The sequence below is a fragment of the Glaciimonas sp. GNP009 genome (assembly GCF_054343755.1).
Genome location: NZ_JBTGUV010000004.1, coordinates 3540606 through 3557118 on the forward strand (window position 1 = coordinate 3540606; position 16513 = coordinate 3557118).

The 16513-nt window shown below is 50.0% G+C and carries 12 protein-coding genes and 1 pseudogene; 9 read left to right on the forward strand and 4 right to left on the reverse strand.

The annotated features are described in order from the left end of the window. Positions 1 to 226 precede the first annotated feature (226 nt). On the forward strand, positions 227 to 406 hold the full coding sequence (locus tag ACXX82_RS16415) for a hypothetical protein (RefSeq protein ID WP_322236630.1): 180 nt from the start codon (positions 227 to 229) through the stop codon (positions 404 to 406). A 300-nt stretch (positions 407 to 706) separates the two neighbouring features. On the opposite strand, the gene ACXX82_RS16420 is transcribed toward ACXX82_RS16415, so the two are convergent. Continuing rightward, a complete protein-coding gene (locus tag ACXX82_RS16420) occupies positions 707 to 1621 on the reverse strand; it encodes a LysR family transcriptional regulator (protein ID WP_323506984.1) in 915 nt (304 codons plus the stop codon). Positions 1622 to 2010: 389 nt separating this feature from the next. On the opposite strand from ACXX82_RS16420, the gene gcl reads away from it, so the two are divergent. The 6 genes from gcl (at position 2011) to ACXX82_RS16450 (ending at position 9437) form a co-directional block, all read left to right on the forward strand. Beyond that, positions 2011 to 3786: a glyoxylate carboligase gene (gene gcl, locus ACXX82_RS16425; RefSeq protein WP_323506985.1), complete on the forward strand. Its 1776-nt coding sequence runs from the start codon at positions 2011 to 2013 to the stop codon at positions 3784 to 3786. 57 nt (positions 3787 to 3843) lie between these two features. Continuing rightward, positions 3844 to 4623: a hydroxypyruvate isomerase gene (hyi, locus tag ACXX82_RS16430; RefSeq protein WP_322236636.1), complete on the forward strand. Its 780-nt coding sequence runs from the start codon at positions 3844 to 3846 to the stop codon at positions 4621 to 4623. A gap of 81 nt (positions 4624 to 4704) precedes the next feature. Further along, positions 4705 to 5592 carry a 2-hydroxy-3-oxopropionate reductase gene (gene glxR / locus ACXX82_RS16435; RefSeq protein WP_322236638.1) on the forward strand — a complete coding sequence of 296 codons (888 nt, stop codon included), beginning with the start codon at positions 4705 to 4707 and terminating at the stop codon, positions 5590 to 5592. A 287-nt stretch (positions 5593 to 5879) separates the two neighbouring features. Further along, on the forward strand, positions 5880 to 7169 hold the full coding sequence (locus tag ACXX82_RS16440) for a glycerate kinase type-2 family protein (protein ID WP_323506986.1): 1290 nt from the start codon (positions 5880 to 5882) through the stop codon (positions 7167 to 7169). Between the two features lie 195 nt (positions 7170 to 7364). Continuing rightward, positions 7365 to 8786 carry a pyruvate kinase gene (gene pyk / locus ACXX82_RS16445; protein ID WP_323506987.1) on the forward strand — a complete coding sequence of 474 codons (1422 nt, stop codon included), beginning with the start codon at positions 7365 to 7367 and terminating at the stop codon, positions 8784 to 8786. 45 nt (positions 8787 to 8831) lie between these two features. Next, positions 8832 to 9437: an amino acid synthesis family protein gene (locus ACXX82_RS16450; RefSeq protein ID WP_323506988.1), complete on the forward strand. Its 606-nt coding sequence runs from the start codon at positions 8832 to 8834 to the stop codon at positions 9435 to 9437. Positions 9438 to 9656: 219 nt separating this feature from the next. On the opposite strand, the gene ACXX82_RS16455 is transcribed toward ACXX82_RS16450, so the two are convergent. From ACXX82_RS16455 to ACXX82_RS16465, 3 genes and pseudogenes are all read right to left on the reverse strand, one after another. Beyond that, the gene (locus tag ACXX82_RS16455) at positions 9657 to 10763 is read right to left on the reverse strand and encodes an Imm72 family immunity protein (RefSeq protein WP_458563271.1); all 1107 of its coding nucleotides are present in this window, start codon (positions 10761 to 10763) and stop codon (positions 9657 to 9659) included. Positions 10764 to 10797: 34 nt separating this feature from the next. Next, positions 10798 to 12297, reverse strand: coding sequence for a hypothetical protein (locus ACXX82_RS16460; protein WP_458563272.1), 1500 nt, complete (start codon positions 12295 to 12297; stop codon positions 10798 to 10800). Beyond that, a pseudogene (locus tag ACXX82_RS16465) lies at positions 12294 to 15082 on the reverse strand (type VI secretion system Vgr family protein). Before ACXX82_RS16465 ends, ACXX82_RS16460 begins: the two are co-directional and overlap by 4 nt. A gap of 404 nt (positions 15083 to 15486) precedes the next feature. On the opposite strand from ACXX82_RS16465, the gene ACXX82_RS16470 reads away from it, so the two are divergent. Beyond that, a complete protein-coding gene (locus ACXX82_RS16470) occupies positions 15487 to 15882 on the forward strand; it encodes a VOC family protein (RefSeq protein WP_323507589.1) in 396 nt (131 codons plus the stop codon). Between the two features lie 74 nt (positions 15883 to 15956). Then, positions 15957 to 16493: a gluconate 2-dehydrogenase subunit 3 family protein gene (locus tag ACXX82_RS16475; protein WP_322236654.1), complete on the forward strand. Its 537-nt coding sequence runs from the start codon at positions 15957 to 15959 to the stop codon at positions 16491 to 16493. Positions 16494 to 16513 lie beyond the last annotated feature (20 nt).

A 16513-nucleotide genomic window follows, 5' to 3' on the forward strand; every position in this document is an offset into this window, starting at 1 on the left:
TATGATTATCTCGAATACTTATAGCGTTACCGTTATTACCGTTCGTCCTACTTAAGGGTAGGAGGCTGTCCTATACGGCGAGAAGTAAGAGCGGTCTATTATGAGTATTCAAGATAGCTTAATTGGACTTAAACTCTCTTAAATTCTGCTGCGTAACGTTGATCATTTTGAAGGTTGCCAGAAAGAAATTTCGAACGGATGATTGCAAGGTTAAAAGGAGTTCTAAATGATGAACAGCAAAAGTGCTTTATTGATGCTAGCCGTTTCTAGTTTGACCGCATTGTTGTTGATGGCGAAGCAAAGACTAGCCCGAGCTAATTCGGAGCAAAATTTACAGAAAAAAGCGATTACTACCTGGGAAGGCGAGGGTGGAAATCTTCCCGAGAGACATGGTCGGGCGGAGTAGATAATCGCGTGTTAGGGGTGACAAAGAATTCTTCTTCCGGGAAAATTTCGTCAGCTTATTCGTTAGCTTTTATTCAGTCTTACTCAAATCTGGTCGTTAAACGCGCAGGCGCGGTTTGTTGTGTGCATGTTTGTGCGTGTGCGTGTGCGTTGCGGCCTGATCTGGCATCTATTGTGATGCGCTCGCAGTCAGGCTTTACCACTCCCCTCTCACTCTGGTTTACGCCCTTGTCCTAAATGATGGGTAACAGGTAAACGGGTGTTAAACAGGTGGTTATTTAAACCGCTTTGACTAAATATTTCATGCCACGCTTTGAGTCCAGTAACCAGGTTTAGCGAAGGTTTCTTTCAAGCGATCGATGAAAAATCGTGTTTTAGCAGGGAGATGTCTTTGCTGCGGATATACAGCCATGATGTCGTAGTGTGGCAGTGCAAACTCATCGAGAACGGTAATGAGTTCGCCGCTGGCTAACTGTGACTGAATTTCCCAGGTAGATCGCCACGCCAAGCCGAGGCTTTCGCTCACCCATCGATGTAGCAACTCGCCATCGTTACAATCCAAATTTCCTTCTGCCTTAATCACAATCGGCCTACCACCCTGTTGGAAATACCATCCACGTTGCTGGCCGCCTTGCAGGTTAAACGATAAGCAATTGTGATCTGCTATATCGTCTAAAGTAGCAGGCGTGCCGTTGCGACGCAGATAATCTGGAGTAGCGCACACTACGCGCCGATTGCTCGCTAGTTTTACCGCAACGAAATTGGGGTCAATTACGCCGCCGATACGAATGCTGATGTCGTAGCCTTCGCGTACCAGATCGACCACACGATCAGTGAGATTGAACGAAATTCTCACTTCCGGGTTAGCTGCAATAAAATCCGGTGCATGCGGCGCGACGTGCTTACGTCCAAACGCTGCTGGCGCCGACACCACTAAATGTCCGGTGGCTTTATGGCGCCCTTCGGAAATAATTTTTTCGGCAAAATCAAGATCTGTCAGTAGCTTACGGCAATGATCCAGAAACACTGTTCCTTGTTCAGTTAGTGTCAGATGACGCGTGGTGCGATGCATGAGCTTGGTACCGAGTCGCTTCTCTAGCGCATCAATACGCCGTCCTAACATGACGGGTGTGATGTTTTGCTCCAGCGCCGCACCGGCCAGACTCCCTTTTTCGACCACACTGACGAGCGCTTCGATTTGTTTCAGCTTGTCCATATCTTCCTCCGATTGTCTACTTTACCGCGGATTCCGTACTAAAAGTATGGAATAAGAAGACGAATTGTCTTCTTATCAAACATAAAGTTTGCTATTACGATGTGCTTTATCGACTTCAATCCTTTAGGATTTACGCAAAATCGCCAAAACTGCATTGTGCTTTCTTAGCCGCCCACGCGCCGCGATACGACGTATTGGTTTTGTCTGAGGGGTGGGCAAATTCAATGTGAGGCTAGTTTTGCGTAAGTCCTTATCCCAATCAAACACCGCGCTCATTGTGTTGCTCATTGTGTTGCTCATTGTGGTGAGAGTTGGATAAATTTTCGTTTGGTAACACCTTGATAGCGATGTTTAAGCGGTAACAAAACAATTAACAATCTGGAGGCAATATGGCAAAGATGAGAGCAATTGACGCAGCGGTATATGTATTGGAAAAAGAAGGCTGTTTGCAAGTGTTCGGTGTTCCAGGTGCAGCCATTAACCCGCTTTATTCAGCGATGAAAAAGCACGGCGGCATCAAACACGTACTGGCCCGTCACGTTGAAGGCGCATCGCATATGGCCGAAGGCTATACCCGCGCTACCGCTGGTAATATCGGCGTCTGTATCGGCACTTCGGGACCAGCCGGTACCGACATGATTACCGGCTTATATTCAGCCCAGGCGGATTCGATTCCTATTTTGTGCATTACCGGTCAGGCACCGCGTTCACGTTTGTACAAAGAAGATTTTCAAGCGGTCGATATTGAGTCAATCGCTAAACCAGTCACTAAATGGGCGGTAACCGTGCGTGAGCCAGCATTGGTGCCACGCGTGTTCCAGCAAGCTTTCCATTTAATGCGCTCAGGTCGCCCGGGTCCCGTACTCATTGATTTGCCGTTTGATGTGCAGGTGGCAGAGATCGAATTTGATCCTGATACGTATGAATCGTTGTCAGTCTACAAGCCGAAAGCTTCCCGGGCACAGATTGAAAAAGCGTTGACCATGTTAGGTGAGTCCGAGCGTCCGTTGCTGACAATTGGTGGCGGCGTTATCAATGCGGATGCTGCTGAACTGGCTGTCGAGTTTGCTGAATTGACCGGCGTTCCGGTGATTCCAACATTGATGGCATGGGGCGCAATCCCCGATGATCATCCGCAAATGGCGGGAATGGTCGGCTTGCAAACCAGCCATCGTTATGGCAATGCCACTATGTTGGCATCGGACTTTGTACTAGGTATCGGCAATCGTTGGGCCAATCGCCATACCGGTTCAGTCGAAGTATTTACCAAAGGCCGTAAATTTGTGCACGTGGATATTGAGCCGACGCAGATCGGTCGCGTCTTCGGTCCTGACTATGGCATTGTTTCGGATGCAAAAGCCGCATTGATCCTGTTTATTGAGGTCGCAAAAGAATTAAAAGCAGCGGGTAAATTACCTGATCGGTCAGCTTGGTTGCGCGAATGCCAGGAGCGCAAACGCACTATGCAGCGCCGGACGCATTTTGAAAACGTACCGGTCAAACCGCAACGCGTGTATGAAGAAATGAACCGCGCATTCGGTCGCGATACTTGCTACATCAGCACGATTGGTTTGTCGCAAATCGCAGCGGCCCAATTCCTGCACGTATACCATCCGCGGCATTGGATCAACTGCGGTCAGGCCGGTCCATTGGGCTGGACTATTTCGGCGGCACTCGGCGTCTGCGTCGCGGATCCGAAGCGTGAAGTAGTCGCGATTTCTGGCGACTATGATTTTCAATTCATGATTGAAGAGTTGGCCGTCGGCGCGCAGTTTAATTTGCCGTACATCCACGTGGTAGTTAACAACTCTTACCTTGGTTTGATACGTCAGGCGCAACGCGGCTTTGAAATGGATTACTGCGTACAACTTGCATTTGAGAATATCAATGCGCCAGAGTTGAACGGCTATGGCGTGGATCATGTTGCCGTAGTTGAAGGTCTTGGTTGCAAAGCCATACGGGTCAGCAATCCGAATCAGATTCAGGACGCATTTGCGCAAGCAAAGCGCTGGATGGCCGAGTTCCGCGTGCCGGTAGTGGTGGAAATTATTTTGGAGCGCGTCACTAACGTCGCCATGGGTAACGAAATTGACAACATCAACGAGTTTGAAGATTTGGCGACTAGTCGTGAAGATGCGCCCACCGCGGTTAGTTTGTTGGACTAAGTCACTTTAATCTGCGCTGAAATCATTTCCGCATCATTGAATAGAAGGGGAAAAAATATGACCAAACTAGCTGCCAATCTCACAATGCTGTTTACGGAGTTACCATTTCTTGAACGTTTTGGCGCAGCAGCCACAGCCGGTTTCAAAGGTGTTGAGTTTCTGTTTCCGTATGCATTTCGAGCAGAGGAAATAAGCGATAAATTGCAGACCAATGGCTTGGAATTAGTTCTTCACAATTTGCCAGCGGGTAACTGGGAAGCTGGCGAACGCGGGATTGCCTGTCATCCGGATCGCATCAGTGAATTCAAGGAAGGCATAGATGAGGCGCTGCGTTATGCCAAGATACTCGGTGTGAAGCAATTGAACTGTCTGGTCGGCATCGCACCATCCGGCGTCAGTGCGGAAGAACTAAAAGCCACCGTTGTCAGCAATTTGACATTCGCTGCAGATAAATTTCAGGCAGCAGGAATTCGTTTGTTGATTGAACCGATCAACACATTCGATATTCCCGGCTTCTACCTCAGCGGAACCCAGCAAGCGCTCGATCTTATTGCGGCGACTGGGTCGGGCAATATTTTTGTGCAATACGACATTTATCACATGCAACGAATGGAAGGCGAATTGGCAAACACCATCAAAGCCAATCTTCCCCGCATCGCACATATACAACTGGCCGACAATCCAGGCCGTTTTGAACCCGGTACTGGCGAAATCAACTATCGCTTCCTATTTTCGTTTTTGGATGAAATCGGTTACGACGGCTGGATCGGTTGTGAGTACAAGCCTAAGGCGGGAACAGTGGATGGATTGGGTTGGCGCACAGCGCACGGCCTATAAGCAAGGCATTTATGTATGTAGCTGATTCATTAGATCGCAAAGTAATGACAGACAATTTTTACCACATCTAGGAGATTTATCATGGCAAAAGTAGGCTTTATTGGATTAGGTATCATGGGCGCGCCGATGGCGGAAAATCTACAACGCGGTGGCCACAAGTTATATCTCCATGATCAAAAAAATCCACCAGCAGCATTGATAGACGGCGGCGCAACAGTCTGTACGTCCGGTGCAGAAGTTGCCAAACGCGCTGATATCATTATCGTCATGGTACCGGATACCCCACACGTGGAAGCCGTATTGTTCGACGATAAAGGCGTAGCCGAGGGTTTGACCGCAGGTAAAGTTGTCGTCGACATGAGTTCAATTTCACCGATTGCCACCAAAGGCTTCGCAAAAAAAATCAACGCACTCGGTTGTGAATATTTGGATGCGCCAGTTTCTGGCGGTGAAGTCGGTGCCAAAGCCGCCTCATTGACGATTATGGTCGGCGGTTCTGAAACTACCTTCAACGACGTTAAACCGTTGTTCGAATTGTTGGGTAAGAACATAACGTTGGTTGGCGGCAATGGTGACGGTCAGACCACCAAAGTGGCTAATCAAATCATTGTTGCCCTGAATATTCAAGCTGTTGCAGAGGCATTATTATTCGCTTCAAAAGCAGGAGCCGATCCAGCACGGGTTCGACAAGCACTGATGGGTGGTTTTGCGGCATCGCGCATTTTGGAAGTTCACGGTGAGCGAATGGTTAAACGTACTTTTAATCCAGGTTTCCGTATTGAGTTGCATCAAAAAGATCTAAATCTAGCGTTGCAAGGCGCCAAGGCACTTGGTATTTCATTACCAAATACTGCTATGGCGCAAGAGCTCATGAATACCTGCGCTGCAAATGGTATGAGCGGATTGGATCATTCTGCGCTATGCAGGGCAATCGAAATTATGTCGAATCATCAAATTGCTTCTGCATAAGTGGTAAATTGGGTGCAAAATTATATTCGTAGCCGCCGGTTTTATGAATAACGTCGACACAATTGAGGACCCGCCTGCGGCGGGCCTTAGCTCTTCAGTCACGTTCTTTTTGGTTAGTCTTTTTTGCGGGGCAACGAACCGTATCAAGAAAGAGTAGCTATTTGGCGGGCTACTCCACTCGTATCTACGGAGCATAAACTCTGTTTAATACAGACGATCGAATACAATTGCCAGACGATGAAAACGTTTAATTAAATTTTGCTATTCACCACTCAAGGCCACTCAGCATGACTATCCAAACCGCCGCAATTAATCCTCGCCAACTATTATTAGACATGTACCAAAGCGCCGTCGATGCTGTCAGCGCCACCAAATGTCTACCAGCTTATTTAGCCAAAATTCCCGCCCCAACCGGCAAAGGTCGAACGCTAGTCATTGGCGCTGGCAAAGGAGCGGCTGCCATGGCAAAAGCGGTAGAGGATCATTGGCAAGGTGAACTAGGAGGATTGGTGGTGACCCGCTACGGTCACGGCGCTGATTGCAAGCGCATCGAAGTGGTTGAAGCATCCCATCCAGTGCCAGACGAGGCGGGACGTCAAGCCGCTGCGCGGATATTGGAAATGGTGCAAGGATTGACTGAAGACGATTTGGTGCTCTGCCTCATCTCCGGCGGCGGATCGTCATTATTGGCCCTGCCGGCGCAAGGTGTCTCGCTTGAGCAAAAACAAGCAATCAACAAAGCATTATTAAAAAGCGGCGCAAATATTTTTGAAATGAATTGCGTGCGTAAGCATTTATCCGCCATCAAAGGCGGTCGGCTAGCGTTGGCGTGTGCGCCAGCGCGGGTTGTGACGCTGATGATTTCCGATATTCCTGGCGACGATCCGGGCGTTATTGCCAGCGGTCCGACACTAGCCGATCCAACGACCTGCGCCGAAGCATTGGCAGTCTTAAAAAAGTATCAGATTGAGATTCCTGCGGCAATCTTGCAGCACCTTGAATCCGGCGACGGCGAGAGCCCAAAACCTGGTGATCCAAAACTGGCACGGAATCAGCATTACGTTATTGCTACCGCGCAGGATGCCTTAGAGGCCGCCGCCGCGACAGCGTTGGCGGCTGGTCTGACCCCGTATATTTTATCGGATGAAATGGAAGGCGAAGCCCGAGATATCGGTCTCGCCCACGCGGCTCTGGCGCGCCAAATTACACGCCGCGGTCAGCCATTCGCGAAGCCTTGCGTTGTTATATCGGGCGGTGAAACAACGGTCACTGTACGGGGGCATGGGCGAGGCGGGCGCAATGCAGAATTCTTGTTGAGCCTGGCGACTGCGCTTGACGGCTATCCCGATATCCACGCCATCGCTTGCGATACGGATGGCATTGATGGGTCCGAAGACAACGCTGGTGCGATCTACCAACCGCAGTCGATGCGAAAGGCGGAGGAGCTGGGTTTGCGACCTAAGGCGATGCTGGATAACAACGATGGGTATGGATTTTTTGAGGCGTTGGGGGATTTGGTTGTTAGTGGGCCGACGAGGACAAATGTTAATGATTTTCGGGCTATGTTGATTTTGTAGAGTTTGGGTAATTTTACTTAATGCCGTCACTGCTACTCGGTGACGCGTTAGCTTCGACAAAGGCCGAGCCGAGGCAAGAATAATATAACGCCAACTTAATCCAGTACCAATTTAAAAATGTTACCCCGAAACCGCTTAGACCGCTAATAAGTCTAACTGAATTCCCCTCTCACAACTCGCAAAAGAAAGCCCTCCATGCGCCGCCAACGAAAAGCAAAAATCGTCGCCACACTAGGCCCCACCAGTTCCAGTCAGGAAATGATCCAGGCGCTATTCGAAGCCGGCGCAGATGTCTTCCGATTTAACTTCAGTCATGGCAGTCACGCCGATCACCATGAGCGTTATCGTCTAGTGCGCGAAGTAGAGCGAACTGTTGGTCGTCCTATTGCTATTCTTGCTGATCTGCAAGGACCTAAACTCCGTATTGGTCAGTTCGTCGATGGCAAAATTACGTTAACCGCTGGTCAGGAATTTACGCTCGATCGGGACACCACTCCCGGAAATAGTGACCGGGTTTGTCTCCCGCATCCGGAGCTATTTGAAGTCATCGCTGGTGGTCAATCATTGTTGCTGGATGACGGAAAATTACGTCTTAAAGTACTTGATAGTGATGGTCAGCGTATCCGTACATGCGTGGTTAATGGTGGAGCGTTATCTGACCGTAAAGGCGTCAATGTGCCGGACGCCGTGTTGCCCATTCCCGCATTAACCGAAAAAGATAAGCGTGATCTGGCGTTCGCACTGGAGTTGGGGGTTGATTGGGTCGCGCTGTCATTTGTTCAGCGTCCCGAAGATGTGCTCGAAGCCAAAGCGTTGATCGGTGACCGCGCATGGGTGCTGTCCAAATTGGAAAAGCCGGCCGCCCTAGATCAACTTGATGCAATCGTCCATGTGTCAGATGCGATTATGGTGGCCCGCGGTGATCTTGGTGTTGAGCTTCCGCCAGAGCGTGTTCCGGGCGTACAAAAGCGTATCTTGCGTGTGTGCCGTCAACAGGGAAAACCGGTAGTCATCGCCACCCAAATGCTTGAGTCGATGATTACGATGCCGGTTCCTACGCGGGCTGAAGCGTCAGATGTCGCGAGTGCGATTTATGATGGTTCCGATGCAGTGATGCTGTCTGCAGAATCAGCTAGCGGCGCTTATCCGCTGGAAGCGGTAGAAATGATGAATCGGATTATCGCTGAAGTCGAGCAAGATCCACTTTACCGCAATCTGCTTGATGCACAACAAGAGACGCCGTTACCTAATCGCAGCGACGCAATTTGTTCCGCACTCCGTGACGTTACGCGCATCGTTGGCGCCAAAGCCACCGTGACTTACACTAGTTCTGGGCATACCAGTTTACGCGCCGCCCGTGAACGGCCGATTGCACCGATTGTCAGCATCACACCAAAGCTTGCAACGGCACGTCGACTGGCGCTGGTGTGGGGCGTTCATTCGACGATCAGCGACCAGGTTCATAACGAAAGCGAGATGGTCAAAGCAGCTTGTGAAACGGTCGTCAAAGAAGGTTTTGCTATTGCTGGAGATCAGATCGCAATCACTGCTGGTATGCCTTTTGGTCAACCCGGTAGTACCAACCTGTTGCGTCTTGCAGAAATTTGGCCGCAATAAGTCGTCTTCAGCAACCTCTTTTAAATGATGGATGAGATATAACAAATGACAAAACCTGCAAATTTCGAAAACTATCATATCCGTAAGTGGTACACCCAAATTGATGACACGCTGGCAAATGAAAGCGGTGTACTAGCCGATGGTGCGGCCTTGCGAAAGATTGTAATAGCGGTCGCCATCCATAATCCGTACGCAGGACAATTCAATCAAAGCCTGGAAAAAATTCTCGCTAATTCTCCTGCGCTGGGAGCGGAATTCGGTCGCCGACTCAATTTGGCGCTAGGCACAGATAAAGTTGAAAGTTACGGCAAAGCCTGCATCGTCGGCATCGGCGGCGAATATGAGCATGGTAATGCGTTCTTAACGCCGGCATTTGTCATGCCAATTCGCGAAGCGATTGGCGGAGGCAAAGCATGGATTCCATCATCAGGAAAGCGTGGTGTACCGGGCACCAATCTTGATATTCCGTTGGCGCATAAAGACGCGTTATACGTGCCATCGCATTACGATACGGTGACGACCCAGTTCACCGATGCACCCAATGCGGACGAAATCGTCGTAGCATTCGCAGTAGCAACGCGCGGTCGTCTGCATGCACGTTTGGGTGGATTGAAAGCGATCGAAATTGAAGGAAAGAATGGGTTGAATTGAGGTAATGCGTAATATCGGAGGTTGCTAAAATTGCGCATTAGCTAAATTTTCAACAAGTTATTTTCTTTTGTTAGAAAAGTGCAAGCCTGATCGTTTTTTTAATTTCGATCAGGACTTTAATGCCCTTGATACAGAGATCGGCAATAGATAACTTTACAGCTATGTAAATTTATCAGCAAAACTAAACCTAACCAGCCTTCGCTGGTAATGGGGTTCGCTTTACACTTTGAGATACCAGGTGACAGCATTCCCTGCCGCGTTAATTTTTGACCCTGGCATGATATTCCCTGCCTCCACTCGCACCGTTTTGCCTTGCATATGCGGCGCATGCCAGTTGCCTGTTATTGGACACACATCACCCGGATAAGCTTTATGATCTGTAAATATCTGCGGCGCGACCGGCGGTCTGGTTTTCAGATAGTCCGCTTCTTCAGCGGGAATCGTGCCGTCCAGATAGCGCTTGTCTTCCCACAGCAAACGCCACCAGACTTCCTCCCACGTGTCCATGCCTTCTAATTGATATTCGGTGGCAACCGCGCCGGCTAAAAAATAATTAGGGCAACCGACTTTTGCAGCCATCTTTGCCGGATCAGTATTTTTGAAGATCGGCGTGATAAACCACGGTTCCCAGATACCGTCAGTGGGAATGGTCCCACCGGTGAAGATTTGATCCTGATGGTTGCGGTTATAGGATGGACAAGACGGAAGGTAATCCGGGAAGATCCTGGGGATCGGCCATTCGGGTTCGAAGAAGAGGGTTTCATAGGTCCATTTTTGGGACTGACGTAGGCTATTCCAATCCACTAAACGAAAAGGGTCGTAATCCTTCAAGTTCGACGTCGTGATCCGCCGAGTAGAGTTCATCGCCGCAGCGATGATGACGTCCTTGATGAAGGCGGTATGATTACTTGGATGAATGCTATTTCCGGGATGTTCGTAGACAATCCCTAAAGCAATATAAAAAGGGTCAATACACACCCCCTTTTCATCTGCATATCGGCCAAATAATTGCTCCATAAAATCTGTCCGGGAAATCGTGTTGTATGCCTCTTGCTTATGGTGCGTAGAACGAAGCAGCGCCAGTCCTTGCTCCATTGATATCATCTGGCGCAGGAATTCTTTGTATTCTTCTTCATGCCGGGTCTGAGCATGAACGGCGTAGCGATAGTTTTGTACAGCAAGCGGGGGGGTCTTCAGTTGGTTAACAAACGCATCCAAAAAACCTTGATACCGCAATCTGACCTGATCCAGAAAAGTAAAACTGGTATATTTTTTAAGTAAGTAAAACGCCTGATTCCGTGCTTGCTGTTCCTGCTCTGGTGTCATGGTTTGTCGGTTTTGCATATTATTTCCCTATCTGTTAGTTATTTGTTTGCTTACCCGCCGTGGCCGCACCGCGTAATAGATAACCTTCCTGGACGATCTTGGCGGAGCGTTCGTTAGGGGCCAAAAAGACGGCGGTTGGCCGCACATGATGTGGAATGTTTGCGTCGGTCCAGTTGGTCGGCTTTACCGGTACATGTTTTTCAACGTATTCACGCAGCGGTTTATGATAGGCATCATGGAAGTCGATATACAGCTGGATTTCGCCACCTGGCAATAAGATACCGGTGGCTTTCGCGCCTTGAGAATCGACTTGCTCGGCTACTTTCCCGCGCCATGCACGAATACCTTCCCAACTGTCATCGACATGAATACCTAATTTGCGCATGTCGTCTGCCGATGGTATGTGTTCCAGCACCAGATAAGCGCCGTTTTTACTCCAATCTTGCTTGACCGCGTAATCCAACCGCCATGCTTTGCCATTTACCGGAATTTTTTCTGCCCAAAAATTTCCAGTTTTTCTGGGCTCTTCAGTGTCAATGATTCTTGGTAGATAGACCTTCTTTCCGGCGGGAAGCAATACCGGCTCTATTGATGCTTTACTACTGAAGGAATATAAATTCGGATAAATAGTATTAACTTCGTCAATTTCCTTTTTATACCCATCCAACCGAGGCCATCCTTCCTTATGCTTGTAATGCGCCCGCGTCGCCGCTGTATGCCCTTTACTCGCAATATGAATAGGTGACACCTCGCCAATCCGCGCCTCGGTGGTGCGAATTTTGATTGGACCCGCACCGACTGTGATGGGAAAAACATTACCCTCAATCAAATTGCTGCGCACTTTATTGAGTAAAGCGTTCAGTTCTTTAAAAGCTTGTGGAATCATTTTGTCGGCCAGAAGCTGCAATTTGTCGAGCTTTGGCGGCAAGGCTTGCAACCAGCTTTTGACCGGGGCGGGCAATACCGCGCCCAACTCACGGGCCGTAAAAATACTCGTGTCGCGTAGACGGCGCATCAAGACATAATAAGCTGACGTGACGGGTGCCTGATACGCTGTAAAGTCCAGCGTGTTAAAAAAAACGCGTGTATTTCCGTAGCCCATTTTGCGCAGGAAGGCTAATATCTGTTCGCCTATGTGTGATAGTTTGGCGGAGTCATATGCCGCCTGTAGCAACAATCTGCCGACACCTTTCAAGATGCCACCCAACACTGGTATCACAGCGAGCAAACACAATACCAATGCGACCCAGTTCCAGATGTCTTTCGCCTCTTTATCGCTATCGGCCATGCGCAAGCTAATCGCAATGGCATCGCGGGCAGCCGTGATTTCGCCCGCTACAGGAAACATGCTGACCACTGCGTCGACGACAATTTGGCCCACCGTTGGCTTGGTTTTAAACTCTCCTTTTAATGCCCCGCCGATCCACTGTGCACCGTTGCCGATCTGGTTCACGGCCTGATTGCCTACCCGATGCGCGCGCTCCCAGATATCATCGGCGACCTCGAATACGGTCAGTTCGATTTCTGCACTCATGGCGCATCTCCCCTTTTTTTAATGGAATCGTGCATGTCGCCCTGTGTCCAAAGCATTTCATATGCTGAAGATTTCTGATGGATCGCTTTGCCGATAAACGCACGCTGATCTTCGCCAAGTATGAGCTGGCCGACGCCATCGGGTGCGTCGGGTAGATTTGCCTTTCCCGAATGATCGAGTTGACCCTGATAGTTTTTTCCGCTGTCAAAATTGATACTGAAAGAGCCATCTTGCACAGCATCGTTATCGTGATATGCCACATCCAGTTCACGTTTGAAATCGGATTGCAGGAAAGATGGCGTTACTACTGGTAAGCCTTTTGGCCCGGCCACATCGCTGCTCGCCGTCCGTATCAGATGTTCACCCTTGGTTCCGCTCTCAATGCTATCGGCGTTGTATTTGGTATAACTACCGCCGCCATTGATCATGACTTCTTCGGTGGCATTGATGGAGATGGTATTGGCGGTGTGGGTAATGTTGAGTTTGGCTAAAATGTTGAGGCTGCTCTTTAATGCCTTCACATCGATGTCGGCGCTGCTGGCGATCATTTTATACCCGCGTTGTAGGCAAACAGGCGGATGCCGTTACGCACATTGGCTATAAGCCGTTGTCCTACCGACAAACTCATATCCTGTCCGCTAGTGATCGCCACATGTTCACCGCTGGCAATATGGGTCGATTGCGGCGTCGTGGTAGCGATTCCCGCCGGACTGGCGAGTACTAGATGCGGTGAGGTTAATTCGGGAAAGCTGCCGTCTTTGGCCTCGCCAACGGTCCCTTGAATCGCATCGTTCTGATCGGTGAGTGAAGTGGTGACCGCTTTGTGCTCATCGGCTTCAAGCGCACCATGTTGCTGCGCCAGTTCACCAAAGCTTTGCTGTTGACCGTGCGCATCGATCAGGCGCTGTGCCGTCTCGCCCAGATCGGTGATGTGGTGACTGGCATGAGTACGGCTTTCGGTGCTGATCAGCAGACCGTTTTTAGCACGGATTGCGCCATGTCCGTCAGTGCGCAGTTCAAATCCTTGTCCGCGGGCTTCCTTGCGACCGGCGTGGTCTTCGATGCGTGTAATGTGGCCTAAACTTAATTGGCTATGCTGATGATCGCTTTTGAGCTGGCTCTGGATTTTGCCAGCGGTGTCATCCATGACCAGATGGTTGCTGCGTCCGCTGGCCGCATTGCCGCCGTCAGGTGTCAGTTCCCGTGAGCGAAATCCGGATAGCGCACTCTGGCTCGGCAATGCCCACGGTGGCGTATTGAGTTGGTTGTACACCCGTCCGGTACATAGCGGCAAGTCGGGGTCGCCACCGAGAAAGTCGACGATGACTTCCTGACCGATGCGCGGAATATGCATACCGCCCAGTTGATTGCCAGCCCACGGTGCGACGACGCGGACCCAGCAACTGCTCTGATGATTGTGTTGGCCGAGGCGGTCCCATGGAAACTGGATCTTGATGCGGCCGAGTGCATCGGTCCAGATATTTTGTCCCTGCGGACCGACCACGATGGCGGTGGCGGGGCCGTGGGTCAACGGTTTGGGTGTGGACCGTTCCGGTCGCCCGTTCTGGCTCGTCGGTTGGACGGTAAAGTCGACGTGGACGCGATACCGTTGCCGGTGTGCATTATCGGAGGCCTGTGTTTCTTGCGCGGCTTCGTCGATCCTCAGTGTGGTCGATAGGATCACATACTCGGCATTGGCGGCGGTATGCGGATGACGCGCCAGCGTAAAGATGCAGCCGGGCACCATGCCGCGTAGATGGCCTTGGCCTTGCGCTCGTTGGCCGACGCTGTGTAAGGCTTGCATGCGCAAACGGGCGATGAAATCGCCTTCGGCAAACGGATCATTCTGGCTTTCCGGGTTGGTGCTTGCTGAACCGGAACCTGCCTTCGGCTGGCTATAATGCGCGTCGGCATGCCATTGATAGACGGCTTGCTGATTGTGTGCGGTGGGGCGGGGATCGTAGCGGTTGGCGGTGAGATTGGCCTTGGGCCTTGTGTAGTCATAATCCCGCGTGGTGTACTGGCCGGAGGTAAGTTGATGTACGGGTGAAAAGGCATGAATACACGCTTCATCGATATGTTTGCCTTCCGTATGAAACTGCACCACGTGATAGGCGCTGCTGGGCGAATTCTTATGCGCGCCGATGCTGTCGATTAAGACCAGTCGATGGACGCCATTATCATGCTTGAAGAAATAGTTGATTCCCCATTCTTCGCACAATCGGCTAAAGAACGTAAAGTCGCTTTCGTTGTATTGGGTCTGATAGTCGCGTTTGGGATAAGTCTCGATGAGACGCTTGTCGAGCGGAAAGGCGTAGTCGGCAAACAGCAGATCAATGATCTCGATCACGCTTTGATCCTGAAATATCTTGCAGTCGGTGGTCAACGTGGCCAGATGCAACCACGGGCGCAATGTCACTTCGTACAGCGCGTGACGTCCTTCCTGACGCAGCACGCGGGCAGCGGTAATCAAGCCGGAGATTTCACGCGTCCCAGCACCGATGTTGCCAAGCAGATTGTCAGCAAATGCGCTGTCGATAAATCCACCGCTGCCATCCAATGCAATCATGATGGTTAACTCGCGACCAATGAAATCGTCAAGATTGACATTGCCGATATCTTCACTCAGATGGATCAAGGATTCGGGTGTCATCAGTACGACGGTGTAATCGAATAATGCGTTCATGCCTTCCGTGCCAGAGAGACTAATCGGCACCAGCGCAGGTTGGTTCAAGCGTGTTGGAATAGCGCTGCTAGATGCGCTGAGAGTGCGACTGCTGGACATGGGGGAAAGACCTTCCGCTACGAACGTGAGGACGATTTAATGCAATCGTGGAGGTGAAAAACTCTGCCTAAATACTAAACGTCTTACGGAAAAAAAGATGTAGGAACATTCTTAAAGTGAAGGCCAATTTGAAAAATAAATGCAGCGACGATTTGAATCGCGCTTTAAAAAAAGTAATTGTTAAACGTTGGAGGGTGGCTTGAATGATTTCGTGGACCGCAAATTTTGCGGCAGCGCAACATGTCCATATTGTGTTCGGGAGTGATTGAACGGGGACGATTAATTTCGCAATAGGCTTAGCGATACATCGTTTGGCAGCATTAAAAGTAGTATTGTAGTGTTACCACGGCAGCGGCGCGGAGGGGAATAATAAGGTTTTATTACAATAAAATACTGGTCCGCAGATGCCAAAAATTATCCATACGATGATTCGGGTTCTCGATCCCGAACGCTCCAAGAATTTCTATCGCGAAGGTTTTGGATTCGCGGTATCGCATCAGCTTGATTTCCCCGATTTCACGTTGGTCTATCTGCGTAGTCCGGAAAATGATTTTGAGATTGAGCTAACGCACAATCATGACCGCACGGAACCTTATACCCACGGGGATGGCTACGGGCATTATGCGTTTGTGACGGACGACCTTGCGTCGATGCACGCAAAATTAACCGCATTGGGCCATGCGCCTGCGGCAATTAAAGAATTCAAGCAAGATGAGGCGCTGCTGGCGCGGTTTTTCTTTGTGGTCGATCCGGATGGTTACAAGATCGAAGTTTTGGAGAAGTGGGGTCACTATCACTAATTTTCTCCCGCATTGTTGGCATTGTTATTTACTTGCTTGAAAGCGTCTTTCCCAAAATAATTATAGGAGACAAAATGCAATTACCTGAACAACCGAAACGTCGGAAATTCCTCAAGATCGCCTCTGCCGGTTCCATTGCCGGTGTCGCTGGCGGCATTCCAAGCTTATTTGTATCCAATCAGGCTGCGGCAGAGGAAATGCTGGGCAACGATACCTTTGTTACGTTGACCAAAATAGCGCGCGATATCTTTCCGCATGATGGTTTCGACGATGGCCTGTATACCAAAGCCGTCGCTATCTACGGCGACCAGGTTAAGGCTGATCCAAACCTTCGTATGCTGCTGATCAATGGCGTTGCCGCCGCAGATGAGGCCGCAAAGAAACAATTTGGCAAACCCTATGCACAGATACCGGATGAAAAATCCCGGGTGGTGATTTTGACGGCAATGCAGACTACGCCTTTCTTCCTGAAGATTCGTGGTGATCTGGTGGTAAGCCTTTACAACCAACCTGCGGTCTGGGGAAAGTTAGGTTATCAGGGACCTTCGGCTGAGCTCGGTGGTTACATCAGTCGCGGTTTCAATGATCAGAACTGGATGGAATTGACTTAAAGCCAGTCATAAAAAGTCGA